At 71.4% G+C, this 17198-nt stretch carries 10 protein-coding genes and 1 riboswitch; of the genes, 7 read left to right on the top strand and 3 right to left on the bottom strand.

Annotation, left to right across the window (positions count from 1 at the left end; translation table 11 throughout):
• Window positions 1-50 precede the first annotated feature (50 nt).
• Window positions 51-1001 carry a sucrase ferredoxin gene (locus tag ACIP94_RS13455; protein ID WP_402423973.1) on the bottom strand — a complete coding sequence of 317 codons (951 nt, stop codon included), beginning with the start codon at window positions 999-1001 and terminating at the stop codon, window positions 51-53.
• 611 nt (window positions 1002-1612) lie between these two features.
• On the opposite strand from ACIP94_RS13455, the gene ACIP94_RS13450 reads away from it, so the two are divergent.
• Window positions 1613-4354, top strand: a complete 2742-nt coding sequence (locus ACIP94_RS13450; protein WP_402423970.1) for a SpoIIE family protein phosphatase — start codon at window positions 1613-1615, stop codon at window positions 4352-4354.
• Between the two features lie 610 nt (window positions 4355-4964).
• Window positions 4965-6095 carry a CobW family GTP-binding protein gene (locus tag ACIP94_RS13445; protein ID WP_402423967.1) on the top strand — a complete coding sequence of 377 codons (1131 nt, stop codon included), beginning with the start codon at window positions 4965-4967 and terminating at the stop codon, window positions 6093-6095.
• Between the two features lies 1 nt (window position 6096).
• On the opposite strand, the gene ACIP94_RS13440 is transcribed toward ACIP94_RS13445, so the two are convergent.
• Complete coding sequence (locus ACIP94_RS13440) at window positions 6097-8553, bottom strand: DNA topoisomerase (ATP-hydrolyzing) subunit A (protein ID WP_402423965.1); 2457 nt, start codon at window positions 8551-8553, stop codon at window positions 6097-6099.
• Between the two features lie 296 nt (window positions 8554-8849).
• Between ACIP94_RS13440 and ACIP94_RS13435 the strand changes: the two genes are divergently transcribed.
• The 4 genes from ACIP94_RS13435 (at window position 8850) to ACIP94_RS13420 (ending at window position 13663) form a co-directional block, all read left to right on the top strand.
• Complete coding sequence (locus ACIP94_RS13435; RefSeq protein WP_402423963.1) at window positions 8850-10223, top strand: M16 family metallopeptidase; 1374 nt, start codon at window positions 8850-8852, stop codon at window positions 10221-10223.
• Window positions 10220-11608: a M16 family metallopeptidase gene (locus ACIP94_RS13430; RefSeq protein ID WP_402423960.1), complete on the top strand. Its 1389-nt coding sequence runs from the start codon at window positions 10220-10222 to the stop codon at window positions 11606-11608. Before ACIP94_RS13435 ends, ACIP94_RS13430 begins: the two co-directional genes overlap by 4 nt.
• A 221-nt stretch (window positions 11609-11829) precedes the next feature.
• Window positions 11830-12010: riboswitch (cyclic di-AMP (ydaO/yuaA leader) on the top strand.
• A 12-nt stretch (window positions 12011-12022) separates the two neighbouring features.
• Window positions 12023-12775 carry a M23 family metallopeptidase gene (locus ACIP94_RS13425; protein ID WP_402423958.1) on the top strand — a complete coding sequence of 251 codons (753 nt, stop codon included), beginning with the start codon at window positions 12023-12025 and terminating at the stop codon, window positions 12773-12775.
• A gap of 192 nt (window positions 12776-12967) precedes the next feature.
• Window positions 12968-13663 carry a GntR family transcriptional regulator gene (locus tag ACIP94_RS13420; protein ID WP_402423955.1) on the top strand — a complete coding sequence of 232 codons (696 nt, stop codon included), beginning with the start codon at window positions 12968-12970 and terminating at the stop codon, window positions 13661-13663.
• A gap of 259 nt (window positions 13664-13922) precedes the next feature.
• On the opposite strand, the gene ACIP94_RS13415 is transcribed toward ACIP94_RS13420, so the two are convergent.
• Window positions 13923-14204, bottom strand: a complete 282-nt coding sequence (locus tag ACIP94_RS13415) for an HPr family phosphocarrier protein (protein WP_361658492.1) — start codon at window positions 14202-14204, stop codon at window positions 13923-13925.
• 174 nt (window positions 14205-14378) lie between these two features.
• On the opposite strand from ACIP94_RS13415, the gene ACIP94_RS13410 reads away from it, so the two are divergent.
• On the top strand, window positions 14379-17183 hold the full coding sequence (locus ACIP94_RS13410; protein ID WP_402423952.1) for a GNAT family N-acetyltransferase: 2805 nt from the start codon (window positions 14379-14381) through the stop codon (window positions 17181-17183).
• Window positions 17184-17198: the final 15 nt, after the last annotated feature.

Genomic DNA, 17198 nt, shown 5'->3' with positions numbered 1-17198 from the left:
GGGGGGGTGTGAGGGTGGATCTTCTGGGCGCGTTCGCGGGGGCGCGTGTCTCAGCAGTGCGCGGGGTCCGCGACGACCGCGGCATGCAGCTCCCGTACCGACACGACATCCATCCGGGCCGGCGAACCCAGCCCCGAACCGCAGCTTTCCGGGCGCGGCGGCAGTGAGGCGCCCTGCGCCACGAGGACGCGCCACAGCCGGCCGTCCGTGTGGGCGACGGTGACCTCCCAGCGCGGTGCGGCACCGTCCGTGCGGACGACGGTCAGTGCGTCCGCCGCGTATTCGCGGGCCGATGTGCGCACCGCCAGTTCCGCCGCCTGCGCGGGCCGTTCCCAGGCGGAGCTGCCACGGCAGCCCTCGACCACGACCCGCCCTTCGCGAACGCCGTGGAGGACCTCCTTGACGTGCGGTGCCTGGGCCCGCCCATACGCGTACCCGAACGGAAGGACCAGGAGTGTGGGGGAGAAGCGGTGGCCGCCGAGATGGGTGACCTCCCAGACACCGTCGACCCCCGAGGCCGTCAGCTCGGCCGCGAGAGGGCGGCCGAGCAGGGCGCAGCAGCGGTCCCGCCTGCCGTTGGTGCAGACGAGCGCGAGGGGATCACCTGTGTGGGGCCGGCCCTGGAGCGACGCGTCGAAGGTATGGGGGTCGCCCAATCCGAGTGCCGTGAAGTCGAGGTCGAGCAACCGCTCCGGCTCGGCCGTCGTGGCGGAGTGCAGCCATACCTTTCCGGGAACGGTGTGGGCCGCATATAGCTGCCGTAGGGCGGGCGTGCCGCAGTCGGCGTGCCGGCCGGGACGGCGGATGAGCGCGATACGGACGCCGGTACCGTCCGCGGCCGCCTCGAGAGCACGGCCGAGGTCCGGATCCAGATGGCTCGATGTGAGCGCGTTCGGGCCCCAAGGGCCGGGCTGCTCCAGGAGCAGCCATGTCCTGGCGGTCGCCGCGGTCCCCGCGAGGGGCTCGTCGAGGTCCCGGGACGCGGTCGTGCACGTACTCACAGAGGTGAGCCTAACCTGACTTCGGCCGTGCTGACCTCCAGGCTCGCGGCCCGGGGCCCGACGGGCAGCCCCCGGAACGCGGGGGAAGCGCGCATGCGCGACGGCGAAGACCGTCTCGGGCGCACAGTCCGTCGGCGAACGAAGCAACGAACGGCCCAGCACCGTAGCCACACCCGAAGTGACGCCCCGTCGGAAGGCCGGCCGGTGAGCCGCGCCCACCGGCGCAGGGCACTTGTCGCGGCGCCACCCGGCAGTGCACTTGATCGACGCATGCGCTGCCGCGCCGCGGTCGTCCGATGCGGGGCGACCACGACTCACCCACCCACCTTGAGGCACAGGATGTCGCTTTAGCGCTCACCGGTGCTACCGCCTGACTAAGGCGCACGACTGAATCTCCGCAATTGCCCGACTTCGGATAGTGTTTCACTATCTCTTTCCTGACCGGGGTGACAGGTGGGGAGATGATGTCGGGCGAGAGCAGGCATGTCCCAGACGTACCGGTAGGCGGCGCTCCTGGCGGCGCCCCGCCACAGGATGCCCCCTCCCCGCCCTCCGCCTACAACACGGGATCGGACACTTACAGTCTGCTACGGATCGGACTGGACCGAGCGGTGGCGGCAGTCCAGGCACTGGGTGGCATGGTGCACCTCGGCGCCCCGGGGAGCCGCAGCCTCTACCTGGCGGTGGAGGCCGGCATCGAGGGGCCGACAGCGCGGCACTGGGAGGAGGTCGACCGCCGCTCGCCGGAGGCGCCTGCCTGCGCGGTCCGTATGAACGCCCCGGCGTGGACAGCACCGAGGCGCCCCGGTCTCGCCGCGTCCTCCGCGGGCCTGTCCGTGGGAACCGGCCTGCTCTCGGTTCCGATGCCGGCCCCCGGCGAGCCGCTCGGCGCGCTGTCCGTCTTCACCCCCATGCCGGAGGAGCCGGCGCTGCACCAGGAGCTGAGGACCGTGGCAGGCTGGATCGCCGACAGTCTGCCCCACAGTGCGGGACAACTCGAGGACGCGGGACGCCCCGGTGGCCACGCCGTCGCGGACTCCTCCGTCGGATTCTGGGGCTGGGACTTCCGTACCGGCATGGTGATCTGGGACGCTGCCGCGCTCGACATCCTGGGAATCGACGCGAAGAGGTTCGACGGGCGGATCCGTACATGGCGGCGACTGGTCCACCGCCAGGATCTGCCGCGGGTGCTGGCCCGGGCCGACGAGGCCATCCGGTCCCATACGCTTTACCAGGCGGAATTCCGCGTCCGCCAACCGGACGGCAGCCTGCGCCGGGTGGAGGTCCGGGGTCAGGCGTCGGGTCTCGACGACGATTCCGGCCCTCGCCTGACGGGGCTCGTGCGCGACGTCACCTCCGGCCACCTGGCCGCGGAATCGGCGGAGCAAGCCCTGCGAGGTGTGTGCGACGGGTTCCTGGCCGTCGATCGCACCTGGCGGATCACCTTTGCCAATCCGGAGGCCGAGCGTCTCCTCACTCAGTCGCGGCCGTTGCTCGGAAGCGTGCTGTGGGAAGCGGTTCCCGTGCTGCGCACGCTCGGACTGCAGGAAGCCGACCGTCAGACGGGGGCCGAGGACAGGACGACCGAGCTGGACATACACGCGGACACCGGCCGTTGGCTGCATCTGCGACTGATACCGCTGCCGGACGGCCTGGGCGTGTGCATCACCGACATCAGCAGCACCCGGCTTCGGCAGGTCCAGGAGGCTGCCGCCCAGGGCGCTGCCGTCGAGCGCACGGCCCGCATAGCGGAGTTGACCCAAGCCCTTGCCGTAGCGGTCACCGGACATGACGTGGCCGACGTCGTGGCCACCCACTTGGTGCCCCTGTTCGGCGCCAAAGGCGCCGGCGTGTGGGTTCACGAAAACGGGCGAGCGTTTCTGGTGGGCAACTCCGGCTACTCACACGAGGGCCTGCGCCGGTTCGAAGGCGCCCTCGTCTCCGACCTCCCCGCGCCCGCCCGGACCTTCATCACGGGTCCGCCGAACTTCATCTCCTCCGCGGAGGAGTTCATCGCCCGCTACCCGGAGATCGCCGACCTGGCCACCGCGAGCGGGGCCCAGTCGTGGGCGATCCTCCCGCTGGTGGCCTCCGGACACTCCGTAGGCTCCGCCTTCATCACCTACGACCGTCCGCACCTCTTCAGCAGCGAAGAGCGCACCCTGTTCACGGCGATGAGCGGCATGGTCGCCCAGGCCATGGAGCGAGCCCGGCTGTACGACGCCGAGCACCGCCAGGCTCACGAACTCCAGCGCGGCCTGCTCCCGCGCACCCTGCCCGCCCTGCCCGCGGTGAGTACGGCCGCCCGTTACCAGCCCGCCGGAGACGGCATGGAGGTCGGCGGCGACTGGTACGACGTCATCCCGTTGTCGTCCGAACGGGTCGCCCTGGTCATCGGAGACGTCATGGGCCATGGCCTGGCCGAGGCCGCCACCATGGGCCGCCTGCGCACCGCGGTCCGGACGCTCGCCGACCTCGAACAGCCGCTGGAGGAGACGTTCTTCCACCTCAACGAAATCGTCAGCGCTCTCGGGGGCGACTTCTACGCCACCTGTCTCTGCATCGTCTACGACCCGGCCGGCCGACGGTGCCGCGCCATCACCGCGGGCCATCCCCCGCCCGCCGTACTCCGACCCGATGGAACCACCCGTTTCCCCGACCTGCCCGTCAACCCGCCTCTCGGCGCGGCCGCCCCGCCCTTCGACACAGCCGAGTTCAGCCTGCCGGACGGCTCTCTGCTCGCGCTCTACACCGACGGCCTCGTCGCATCGGGCGCACTGGACATCGAGGAAGGCATGGGCCGCCTCGCCCGCCACCTCCTCCTCGCCCGCCCCGGCCCCGCACGCGCTCAGGCGACAGAGACCCTCGAGGAGCTGTGCGATCGCCTGATCAACGCCCTGGTGCCCGACCAGCGCAGCGTCCGCGACGACGGCGCGCTGCTCGTCGCCCGCACCCACGCCCTCGCTCCCGAGGACATCGCGTGCTGGCAGCTCCCGGACGACCCCCCAGCCGCCGGCCAGGCCCGCACCCATGTCCGAGCCCAGCTCACCACGTGGAACCTGGACGAGCTGATCATGACCACCGAACTGGTCGTCAGCGAACTCGTGGGCAACGTCGTCCGCCACGCAAGAGGACCGATCACCCTACGGCTGCTGCGCGGCCGAACCCTTGTCTGCGAGGTCACCGACGCAAGCCCCACGATGCCCAGGATCCGCCGAGCGGCCGAGACCGACGAGAGCGGCCGTGGGCTCCAGTTGATCGCCGCTCTCACCAGTCGCTGGGGCGCCCGCTACACCACTTCCGGCAAATGCATCTGGACCGAACAGCCCCTGCTCGCCGACACGCGATGGTGAGCCCTCCCGACCGGGCCGCACTGCGCCTTTCGGGGTCAGCGGTGTGGGGGCCATGGGGCCGCGATGCGGGACCGCCCCGAACCGGCCTTGCGGAGCCGCCCGCCTACGCGCCGAGCTCCGCCGAGACCTTGTCCGTCGCAGGTGACCGGGACGGTCCTCAATGGGCACCGGGGATCTGCGGGCGGATCTGACCCCCTCTCGTGCCCGGTCGTACCCGAGCACGTCTTGATCGTTCAGGAGGCCGAGCTCGGCGAGACGGGACCTGCACTCCGGCCGGCCGGCCCGTGGTCGAGCGCCTCCACCGCGGAAGTGGTGATCTCGGTCGCACTGCTCAGCCCCCAGGGCTCAGCCGAGCGCTCCGGAAGGCACTCGGACAGCCAACGGCGGCCACAGCCGTACGAGTTCATCGGCGGACCGGTCCGAGGCCGCGTCCGGCGGCGACGGCGGCTCTTCACCCTGGGGGCCGACTCCTCCGTATCCTGGGGCGCGGCACTGGCACGTCTATGGAACGACGCTTGGACGTCTGTGGGACGTCGCTTGGACTTCAATGGCACGTCGACGAGACGTCGATGAGAAGTCGCCTGGACGTCGATGGGAGAAAGGACGCACGTTGAGTCAGCCGTCGTCGGGTCCGCGGCAGATCCCGGTCGTCGTACTCGCCGGATTCCTGGGGTCGGGCAAGACCACCCTGCTCAACCACCTCCTGCACCACAGCGGAGGCAGCCGCATCGGCGCGATCGTCAATGACTTCGGGGCCATCGAGATCGACGCGATGGCGGTCGCCGGCGCGCTCGGGGACTCCACGGTCTCGCTCGGCAACGGATGCCTGTGCTGCGCCGTCGACGTGAGCGAACTCGACGGCTATCTCGACCGGCTCGCCCAACCGTCAGCCGATATCGACGTGATCGTCATCGAGGCCAGCGGGCTCGCCGAGCCACAGGAACTCGTCCGCATGGTGCTCGCCAGTGAGCAGCCGCGGGTCGTCTATGGCGGACTCGTGGAGGTCGTCGACGCGGTGGAGTTCGACGCCACCCGCGAGAGGCATCCCGAACTCGACCGGCATCTCGCCCTCGCGGACCTCGTCGTCGTCAACAAGACCGACCGCACCGACGACGGCGAACGGGTCCTGCGGCTCGTGCACACGCTCACCGACGGTGCCGCGGTCGTACCGGCCGTCCACGGGCGCATCGACCCCGAGCTGCTCTTCGACTGCCGTCCGGCCGAGGAGCGGATCGGGCAGCTGTCCTTCGATGACCTCCACCGGCAGCACGACCACCAGCACGGTCCGGACGGACACGGCCACGAGCACGACGACCCGCACCACACCCACCTGCATGCGGCCTACGACAGCCTCTCCTTCCGTTCGGCCGTGCCCATGGACCCCAGGCTGCTGCTGGACTTCCTGGACACCAGGCCCGAGGGGCTGTACCGGATCAAGGGCTACGTCGACTTCGGCGCCGCGGACCCGCGCAACCGGTACGCCGTGCACGCCGTCGGAAGGTTTCTGCGCTTCTACCCGGAAGCGTGGCACGCCGGCGACGACCGGCTCACCCAGCTCGTCCTGATCGGGTCCGACATCGACACCGCCGCTCTCCACAAGGAACTTCAGGCGTGCACGGACGACGCCCCACAGGCCGACGACCCCAGCATGTGGGGCGTTCTTCGCTACGTCCAGGACAGGGCGACCGGGGTCACCGAGAGCCTCGGTGACCCCGGCGACCCCGGCGAACCGGAAGGCTGACTCACACCGGTCCCGCCACCGCCGCGACCGTCTTGGCCAGCGACACACCCGAGCCGTCACGCCTCGGGTCGATCTCGGGCAGCTCGGCCGGCATGCCGTTCCTCTGCGCGGCCCGGGCCGGTGTCGCACCCGCCCACGCCAGTGACAGGCAGTCCTCGCCCTTGAGGAACCGCTGGCAGCGGACACCGCCCGTGGCCCGGCCCTTGCGTGGGAACTGGTCGAACGGGGTCAGCTTGGCGGTGGTCTGCACCGAGTCGTCGAGCGTGCCGCGCGAGCCCGCGACGGTGAAGACCACCGCGTCGACCGCCGGGTCCACCGCCGTGAAGGAGATCACCTTCGCCCCGTCGGTGAGCTTGATGCCCGCCATGCCTCCCGCCGGGCGGCCCTGCGGACGCACCTGGGACGCCGGGTAGCGCAGCAGCTGTGCGTCGTCCGTGATGAAGACCAGGTCCTCCTCCCCGGTGCGCAGTTCGGTCGCGCCGACGATCCGGTCGCCCTCCTTGAGGGTGATGACCTCCAGCTCCTCCCTGTTCGCCGGGTAGTCGGGGACCACACGCTTGACGACGCCCTGCGCCGTGCCGAGCGCGAGGCCCGGCGAGGACTCGTCCAGCGTCGTCAGGCAGACCACCGTCTCGTCCGCCTCCAGGGAGACGAACTCCGAGACGGGCGCGCCCCCGGACAGGCTCGGCCGTGCCGCCGTCTCCGGCAGCTGCGGCAGGTCGATCACGTTCAGCCGCAGCAGCCGCCCGGCCGACGTCACCGCGCCCACCTCGCCGCGCGCCGTCGCCGGGACCGCGGAGACGATCACATCGTGCTTCGCGCGCCTGCCCTCGGTTTCCTCCTCGAACGGGTCGCCGTTCGCCGTCCGCGCCAGCAGGCCCGTCGAGGACATCAGCACCCGGCACGGGGCGTCCTCGACCTGAAGCGGGACCGTCGGGGCCGGGGCACCGGAGGACTCCAGGAGCACCGTGCGCCGCTCCGTGCCGAACTTCTTGGCCACCGCGGCCAGTTCGGCCGAGACCAGCTTGCGCAGTTCCGCGTCCGACTCCAGGATCCGGGTCAGCTCCGCGATCTCGGCGTTGAGCCGGTCCTTCTCCGCCTCCAGTTCGATCCGGTCGTACTTGGTCAGACGGCGCAGCGGGGTGTCGAGGATGTACTGCGTCTGGACCTCGCTCAGCGAGAAGCGCTCCATCAGGCGCTCCTTGGCCTGCGCGGAGTTGTCGCTGGAGCGGATCAGGCGGATGACCTCGTCGATGTCCACGAGCGCCGTGAGCAGGCCCTCCACCAGGTGGAGGCGGTCGCGGCGCTTTCCGCGGCGGAACTCCGAGCGGCGGCGGACGACGTCGAAGCGGTGGTCGAGGTAGACCTCCAGCAGCTCCTTGAGGCCCAGGGTCAGCGGCTGGCCGTCGACCAGCGCCACGTTGTTGATGCCGAAGGACTCCTCCATGGGCGTCAGCTTGTAGAGCTGCTCCAGGACCGCCTCCGGCACGAAGCCGTTCTTGATCTCGATGACCAGGCGCAGACCGTGCTCGCGGTCGGTGAGGTCCTTGACGTCGGCGATGCCCTGGAGCTTCTTCGAGCCGACCAGGTCCTTGATCTTGGCGATCACCTTCTCCGGGCCGACCGTGAAGGGCAGCTCCGTGACGACGAGGCCCTTGCGGCGCGCGGTCACGTTCTCCACCGACACCGTGGCGCGGATCCGGAAGGTGCCGCGGCCCGTCTCGTACGCGTCGCGGATGCCCGAGAGGCCGACGATCCGGCCGCCGGTCGGCAGGTCCGGGCCCGGGACGTGCCTCATCAGGGTGTCCAGATCCGCGTTCGGGTGGCGGATCAGGTGGCGGGCGGCCGCGATGACCTCACCCAGGTTGTGGGGCGGCATGTTCGTGGCCATGCCGACCGCGATGCCCGAGGCGCCGTTCACCAGAAGGTTCGGGAAGGCGGCCGGCAGGGCCACCGGCTCCTGCTCCTGGCCGTCGTAGTTGGGCGCGAAGTCGACCGTGTCCTCGTCGATCGACTCGGTCATCAGGCTCGTCGCCTCGGCCATCCGGCACTCGGTGTACCGCATGGCGGCCGGCGGGTCGTCGTTGCCCAGCGAACCGAAGTTGCCGTGTCCGTCGACGAGCGGGACGCGCATCGAGAAGGGCTGCGCCATGCGCACCAGGGCGTCGTAGATCGACGCGTCGCCGTGCGGGTGCAGCTTGCCCATGACCTCGCCCACGACGCGGGCGCACTTCACATAGCCGCGCTCGGGGCGCAGGCCCATCTCGTTCATCTGGTAGACGATCCGCCGGTGCACCGGCTTGAGGCCGTCGCGGGCGTCCGGCAGGGCCCTGGAGTAGATGACCGAGTACGCGTACTCGAGGAAGGAGCCCTGCATCTCGTCGACGACGTCGATGTCGAGGATCCTCTCCTCGTACGCGTCGTCGGGCGGCGGGGTCTTCGTGCTGCGGCGGGCCATTGCTGCCGGCTCCTTCACAGTCTGTGCTGGGCATGAACGAATCTGACGCGGACCATTGTGGACCGCCGCACCGACAACGCGGACCAGGACCCGTCCTCCGACGCCCTCGGCCCGGGAACGGGCGCGTTTCGGGGCCGTCAACACCGTAGGGTGTCCTCCACCCCCCGTAATCGCGGTCTCGCTCTCGGCGTACGCAGGCCGGGAACTTCGCCACTGGTCCGCACGCTTGCATACAGTGACAGGACCGGCAGGAAACCGCGGGTTTCCGCGACAGCTCCGCGATCGAAGGGACGTACATGCCCATGGGTCACACGGCCACAGCCGAGGCAGGCTCCGGGGGCCTGACAGCGACCGAGCACCGCCTGGCCAACGGCTTGCGCGTGGTGCTCTCCGAGGACCACCTGACCCCGGTCGCGGCGGTGTGCCTCTGGTACGACGTCGGCTCGCGTCACGAGGTCGAGGGCCGCACCGGTCTCGCCCACCTCTTCGAGCACCTGATGTTCCAGGGCTCGGGGCAGGTGAAGGGCAACGGCCACTTCGAACTGGTGCAGGGCGCGGGCGGCTCGCTGAACGGCACGACGAGCTTCGAGCGCACGAACTACTTCGAGACCATGCCGGCTCACCAGTTGGAGCTCGCCCTCTGGCTGGAGGCCGACCGCATGGGCTCCCTGCTCGCCGCGCTGGACGACGAGTCCATGGAGAACCAGCGGGACGTCGTGAAGAACGAGCGCCGCCAGCGCTACGACAACGTTCCGTACGGCACCGCCTTCGAGAAGCTGACCGCGCTCGCCTACCCCGAGGGCCACCCATACCACCACACGCCCATCGGCTCGATGGCGGACCTGGACGCGGCCACCCTGGAGGACGCGCGCGCCTTCTTCCGCACGTACTACGCGCCCAACAACGCCGTCCTCTCCGTCGTCGGCGACATCGACCCGCAGCAGACCCTCGCCTGGGTCGAGAAGTACTTCGGGTCCATCCCGGCCCACGACGGCAAGCCCACGCCGCGCGACGGATCGCTGCCCGACGTCATCGGCGAGCAGCTGCGCGAGGTCGTCGAGGACGAGGTCCCGGCGCGCGCCCTCATGGCCGCCTACCGGCTGCCGCACGACGGCACGCGCGCGTGCGACGCGGCGGATCTGGCCCTCACCATCCTCGGCGGCGGCGAGTCCTCCCGTCTCTACAACCGGCTCGTACGGCGGGACCGCACCGCCGTCGCCGCCGGCTTCGGTCTCCTCCGGCTCGCCGGGGCACCCTCTCTTGGCTGGCTGGACGTCAAGGCCTCCGGCGACGTCGAGGTGCCCGTCATCGAGTCCGCCATCGACGAGGAGCTCGCCCGGTTGGCCGAGGAGGGCCCCACGGCCGAGGAAATGGAGCGCGCCCAGGCCCAGTTGGAGCGCGAATGGCTGGACCGGCTCGGCACGGTCGCCGGCCGCGCCGACGAACTGTGCCGGTACGCCGTGCTGTTCGGCGACCCGCAGCTCGCCCTGACCGCCGTGCGGCGGGTGCTCGACGTCACCGCCGAGGAGGTGCAGGAGATCGCCAAGGCCCGCCTGCGTCCCGACAACCGCGCGGTGCTCGTGTACGAGCCGGTCGCGGCCGAGCCCCCGGAAGCCGCCGGGACCACCACCGCCGAAGGCACCAGCGACGACGAGGAGGCGGCGAAGTGACCGAGCTCGCGACCATGGACTTCCACCCGCGGCCCCAGGCCGGGACGGCCCGGCCCTGGGCGTTCCCGGCACCCGAGCGCGGCGCCCTGGACAACGGCCTGACGGTGCTGCGCTGCCACCGCCCCGGCCAGCAGGTCGTCGCCGTCGAGGTGCTCCTCGACGCGCCCCTGGACGCCGAGCCGGCCGGCCTCGACGGCGTCGCCACGATCATGGCGCGCGCCTTCTCCGAGGGCACCGACAAGCACTCCGCCGAGGAGTTCGCCGCCGAGCTGGAGCGCTGCGGCGCCACCCTGGACACCCACGCCGACCACCCCGGTGTGCGCCTGTCCCTCGAAGTGCCCGTCTCCCGCCTCCCGAAGGCGCTCGGGCTGCTCGCCGACGCCCTGAGGTCACCGGCGTTCGACGTCAGCGAGGTCGAGCGCCTGGTGCGCAACCGCCTCGACGAGATCCCGCACGAGATGGCCAACCCGGCCCGCCGCGCGGCCAAGGAACTCTCCAAGGAGCTGTTCCCGGCAACCTCGCGGATGTCGCGCCCGCGTCAGGGCACCGAGGAGACGGTCGCGCACATCGACGCCGCCGCCGTCCGCGCCTTCTACGAGCGCCATGTACGGCCCTCGACGGCCTCCGTGGTCGTGGTCGGCGACCTGCACGGCGTCGACCTCGACGCGCTCCTCGGCGACACGCTCGGCGCCTGGACGGGGAAGCCCGCCAAGCCGCGCCCCGTGCCGCCGGTCACTGCCGACGACACCGGCCGGGTGATCATCGTGGACCGCCCCGGGGCCGTCCAGACGCAGCTGCTCATCGGCCGCATCGGCGCGGACCGCCACGACCGGGTGTGGCCCGCACAGGTGCTCGGCACCTACTGCCTCGGCGGCACCCTCACCTCCCGCCTGGACCGCGTCCTGCGGGAGGAGAAGGGCTACACCTATGGTGTGCGGGCGTTCGGCCAGGTGCTGCGCTCCGCGCCCGACGGCACCGGCGCCGCGATGCTGGCCATCAGCGGCTCCGTCGACACGCCGAACACCGGGCCGGCGCTCGACGACCTCTGGAAGGTGCTGCGCACCCTCGCCGCCGAGGGACTGACCGATGCCGAGCGTGACGTCGCCGTGCAGAACCTGGTGGGCGTGGCGCCGCTCAAGTACGAGACGGCGGCGGCCGTCGCGAGCACGCTCGCCGACCAGGTCGAGCAGCATCTGCCGGACGACTACCAGGCGACGCTCTATCAGAAGCTGGCCGAGACGGGCACGGTCGAGGCCACGGCCGCCGTCGTGAACGCCTTCCCCGTGGACCGTCTGGTGACCGTCCTGGTCGGTGACGCCGCACAGATCGAGGAGCCCGTCACGGCGCTCGGCATCGGCGAAGTGCACGTCGTACGGGCCGAGTAGAGACTCCTCGTACGCGTCCGGAACGGCGAGGTCGCGAAGGGGCCCTGGTGACATCTTCCGTCACCAGGGCCCCTCACGCGGTTTGTCCGTATTGCCTTGGAGGCTGCTTCTCCGCCCTGTGGGATGCGCTACAAACCCCCTGCTCGGTTTGCCGAGGGAAAGAGGGCCCTTCTAGCGTCTGTCGGGCTGTCCGTCAGGCAGTGCGCCGCACCCGCGGCACCGGACAGTCATCGCCGAGTCCCCGTACGGCGCGAGCCAGGGGAGCCGGGGACCCACCCTGCCCTCGCGCCTTCGCGGCGAGGGGGCTTACGCAGTCCCTGGGGTGAATCGGGCGTCAGCCCGTAGGAGACCTTCCTGCTCCGAACCCGTCAGCTAACCCGGTAGGCGAGAGGGAAGGAAAGGACCAGCCACTTCATGGCGTTCACCTGCGCCACCGGGAAGCACCGCCGTCCGAGCCGTATGCGGCGTACGGCCACGAACGCGGTGGGCGTCGCGGCGCTCACCACCACCGGCGCCATCGGCGCCCTGGCCGCCCCGGCCTTCGCCGCCGGGCACCCGGTCGAGGAGACCGGACTCATCCAGGCCGTCACCCTCGGCGACTCGGTCGCCGAGAAGATCGACGCCCAGGCCGCCGCACAGAAGCAGGCCGCCGAGCAGAAGCAGGCCGCGGAGGCCGCGCGCCGGCAGGCGGCGGAGAAGGCCCGTGAGGCGCGCGAGGCCAAGGAGCGCGCGGCGCGCGACGCCGAGCGTGAGCGCCTGAACGCCTTCGTGCCGCCGATCTACCACTCGTTCGTCTCCACCGGCTACAAGACCGGCGGCTCACTGTGGTCCTCCGGCGCCCACACCGGCATCGACTTCCACGCCGCCACGGGCACGCCCGTCCACGCGGTCGGCGCGGGCACCATCGTGGAGACCGGCTGGGGCGGCGCGTACGGCAACCAGATCGTCATCAGGATGAACGACGGCACCTACACGCAGTACGGCCATCTGTCGTCCATCGGTGTCTCCGTGGGCCGGCGTGTCGCCCCCGGTCAGCAGATCGGCCTCTCCGGGGCCACGGGCAACACGACCGGGCCGCACCTCCACTTCGAGGCGCGCACGACCCAGGAGTACGGCTCGGACATGGACCCGGTCGCCTATCTCAGGTCGCACGGCGTGAACGTCTGACCGCGGCCGCCGTACGGCGGCCGGACGTGAGACGGCCCCGTCCGCCGGGGCCGTCGTCGTTTCGAACTGCTGTCTGCCAAAAAATATCCATGGATTCCGGTCTGCCGTCGGAAATTCCGCCCCGCTGCAATAGAGTCGGCTGGACACATGTCAACCGGCGACGTTTCCCGGGGATTAAGGCGGTGGTCGGTCATGCGTATTCCGGCGCACTCGGTATGCACGGCGATCCGTGATGACATCGTCGCGGGTGTCTACGAGCGCGGCGGCCGGCTCACCGAGGAACTGCTCGCCCGCCGCTACGGCGTCTCCCGCGTCCCTGTCCGCGAGGCCCTACGCACCCTGGAGGCCGAGGGCTTCGTCGTCACCCGCAGACACGCGGGCGCGTGTGTCGCGGAACCCACCGAGCAGGAGGCCGCCGACCTCCTGGAGATGCGGATGCTGCTGGAGCCGCTGGGGGCCGCCCGCGCGGCGCAGCGCCGTACCGAGGCCCATCTCAAGGTGCTGCGTGGCCTGGTCAGACTGGGCCAGGAGCGCGCAAGAAGGGGCCCGAGCGAGGATCTGCGCTCGCTGGGAGGCTGGTTCCACGAGACCCTGGCGCAGGCCTGCGGGAGCCCCGCGCTCACCTCGACGCTCGGCCAGCTGCGCCACAAGATCGCCTGGATGTACGCGGTCGAGGCGCCGGCCAACCCCATGGAGTCCTGGGCCGAGCACGGCGGCATCGTGGACGCCGTCGCGCGCGGCGACAGCGAGCGGGCGCGCGCCATCACGGCGCTGCACACCGAACGCGCGACCGCCGCGCACCGGCTGCGTTTCCCCGGCGCGGGCGACCGCGGTGACCGTGTGAGGACTTCGCAACATGCCGTAAACGTGTCGGGGTCCCGGCATTAACACAGGCGCCGTATACAAAGAGGGATATTCCGCGAAGCGCATTTCGGCTGCGCTGGTTGCCGTGTGCCCCGTAAATTCGGCGTACGTGATTTCCGTGCGCCACGCGTAATTCTCGCGAGCGCGCCGCATTTCCCCGCGCGCGCCCTGTCAAGGCGCCGTCCTCGCGACCGCGAAGCCCACCGCGTCCGCTGCCCGAAGACGGCGAAAGCCGCGTCCGCCCGAGGCGACGCGGCTTTCGTGACCGGTTCTCTCCGAAGGGTCAGACGGTCTCGGGAAGCTCCTCGAGGCCCTCGGCGACCAGCTTGGCCAGGCGGTCCAGCGCGGCGTCCGCACCCTCCGCGTCGGAGGCCAGGACGACCTCTTCGCCGCCCTGGGCGCCCAGGCCGAGAACCGCCAGCATGGACGCGGCGTTGACCGGGTTGCCGCCGGCCTTGGCGATGGTCACGGGGACCCCGGAAGCCGTGGCTGCCCGGACGAAGATGGAGGCGGGGCGGGCGTGGAGGCCCTCGGCCCAGCCGACGTTGACGCGGCGCTCAGCCATGTGTTGCTGCCCTTCAGGTGTTCAGGGTTGTCTAGACCAGTTTTCCATATGGTGAAGGGTTCCCGGACCGGACGGAAGCCCCTTCCCCGGGCGGTCCGCATGCTGGGACGGCCCGCGCACGTGCCCCCAGCCTGCCTCGCACCGTTGTCGGACGCGAGCCGTACTCTGGGGCCCATGCAGACCGCGTCGGACCGGCACGAGTACCCCGCCCACTGGGAGGCCGACGTGGTGCTGCGCGACGGGGGCACCGCACGCATCAGACCCATCACCGTTGATGACGCCGAGCGCCTCGTCAGCTTCTACGAGCAGGTCTCCGCCGAGTCGAAGTACTACCGCTTCTTCGCGCCGTACCCTCGTCTGTCCGCCAGGGACGTCCACCGCTTCACGCACCACGACTTTGTGGACAGGGTGGGACTCGCGGCCACGATCGGCGGCGAGTTCATCGCCACCGTACGCTACGACCGCATCGGCACCGACGGCATGCCCGCCTCCTCGCCCGCCGACGAGGCCGAGGTCGCCTTTCTCGTGCAGGACGCGCACCAGGGACGCGGGGTCGCCTCGGCCCTCCTCGAGCACATCGCGGCGGTCGCCAGGGAGCGCGGCATCCGCCGGTTCGCCGCCGAGGTGCTGCCCGCCAACGCCAAGATGATCAAGGTGTTCACGGACGCCGGATACCGGCAGAAGCGCAGCTTCGAGGACGGCGTCGTACGCCTGGAGCTGGACCTGAAGCCCACCGACCGGTCGCTGGCCGTGCAACAGGCGCGGGAGCAGCGGGCCGAGGCACGGTCGGTGCAGCGGCTGCTGGCGCCCGGCTCGGTGGCCGTGATCGGCGCGGGCCGCACAGCCGGGGGAGTGGGCCGCAGTGTGCTCGGCAATCTCAGGGACGGCGGGTACACCGGCCGCCTGTACGCGGTGAACAAGGCCTTCGAGGAGGACCGGAAGGAACTCGACGGGGTGCCCGCCCACCGCTCCGTCCGCGAGGTCCCCGAGCCGGTGGACCTCGCGGTCGTCGCCGTCCCCGCGGAGCGCGTCCCCGAGGTCGTCGCCGAGTGCGGCGAGCACGGGGTGCAGGGGCTTGTGGTGATCTCCGCGGGATACGCCGAGATCGGACCGGAGGGACGGGAGCGTCAGCGCGAGCTGGTGCGCCAGGCACGGTCGTACGGCATGCGGATCATCGGACCCAACGCCTTCGGGATCATCAACACCTCACCGGACGTCCGGCTCAACGCCTCCCTCGCGCCCGATATGCCGCGCACCGGGCGCATAGGGCTGTTCGCCCAGTCCGGCGCCATCGGCATCGCGCTGCTCTCGCGGCTGCACCGGCGCGGTGGAGGCGTGACCGGGGTCACCGGGGTGTCGACCTTCGTCTCCTCCGGGAACCGGGCGGATGTCTCGGGCAACGACGTCCTCCAGTACTGGTACGAAGACCCGGACACCGATGTCGCCTTGATGTACCTGGAGACCATCGGCAGCCCGCGCAAGTTCAACCGGCTCGCACGGCGCACGGCGGCCGCCAAGCCCCTTGTCGTGGTGCAGGGCGCGCGGCACGGAGGCGCCCCTCAGGGCCATGCCGTACGCGCCACGCGACTGCCGCACGCCACGGTCTCCGCGCTGCTGCGGCAGGCCGGGGTGATCCGGGTGGACACGATCACGGAACTGGTGGACACGGGGCTGCTGCTGGCCCGCCAGCCGCTGCCCGCCGGGCCACGGGTGGCGATCCTCGGCAACTCCGAGTCGCTCGGCCTGCTGACCTACGACGCCTGCCTGACGGAGGGGCTGCGCCCCCTGCCGCCGCTCGACCTGACGACGGCGGCGTCGGCCGAGGACTTCCACCGGGCGCTCACCACGGCGCTCGCCGACGACGCGTGCGACGCCGTGGTGGTGACGGCCATCCCGACGGTGGGGGAGACCTCGGCCGGGGACGCCGCGCTCGCGCGGGCCCTCCGCTCGGCCGCCGCGGCTGCCCCCGCGAAGCCGGTACTCGTGGTCCACGTCGAGCTGGGCGGGCTCGCCGAGGCCTTGTCCGCCGCGGCCGGCACCTCGCCCCAGGCACAGCGCACCGACCTCCCGCGCCCGGCGGAACGGCCGCCCACCACGGTTCAGACGCCGGCGGACGCCCGTCTGATCCCCGCCTATCCCGCCTCCGAGCGCGCCGTCCGGGCCCTGGCGGAAGCGGTCAGATACGGACAGTGGCGACGCGACGCCGCCGAGCCCGGCAAGGTGCCCGAGTACGACGACATCGACGAGAAGGGCGCCGCCTCGCTGATCGGGAGGCTCCTCGCCCGGGGCCAGGGCCTCACGCTCGGCGCCGACGAGACCTGCGACCTGCTGGCGCGCTACGGCATCCACGTCCGCAGGGCCCTGCCCGCACCCACCCCCGACGACGCCGCCCGCGCCGCCCGGGTGATCGGCTACCCGGTCGCCCTCAAGGCCACCGCGCCGCACCTGCGGCACCGCGCCGACCTGGGCGGGGTACGCCTCGACCTGGCCGACGAGGAGCAACTGCGGCGCGCGTACGCCGAATTGACCGAGCTGTTCGGGAAGCCGGAGGAGCTGCGGCCGGTCGTGCAGGGCATGGCGCCACGCGGCGTGGACACGCTCGTACGGGCCGTGATCGACCCGGCCGCCGGCGCCGTGCTGTCCTTCGGGCTGGCCGGGGCCGCCTCACAACTCCTCGACGACATGGCGCACCGCCTGATTCCGGTCACCGACCGCGATGCCGTCTCCCTGGTCCGGTCGATCCGGACCGCGCCGCTCCTGTTCGGCTGGCGGGGCTCCGCACCCGTGGACACTCCCGCCCTCGAAGAGCTGATGCTGCGCGTGTCACGCCTGGTCGACGACCACCCCGAGGTCGTCGCGGTCACCCTGGAGCCCGTCGTCGTCGCGCCCCGTGGCCTCAGCGTGCTCGGCGCCTCCGTGCGGCTCGCGCCGCCGCCGGCCCGCGGCGACCTCGGCCCGAGGACGCTCCCGCCGTACTGAGCGGCGACAAGCGGT

This window comes from Streptomyces sp. NPDC093261 (genome assembly GCF_044753645.1).
Lineage (GTDB): Bacteria > Actinomycetota > Actinomycetes > Streptomycetales > Streptomycetaceae > Streptomyces.
The sequence above is the reverse complement of the archived record's forward strand: the minus strand, read 5'-3'. Positions and strand labels throughout refer to the sequence as shown.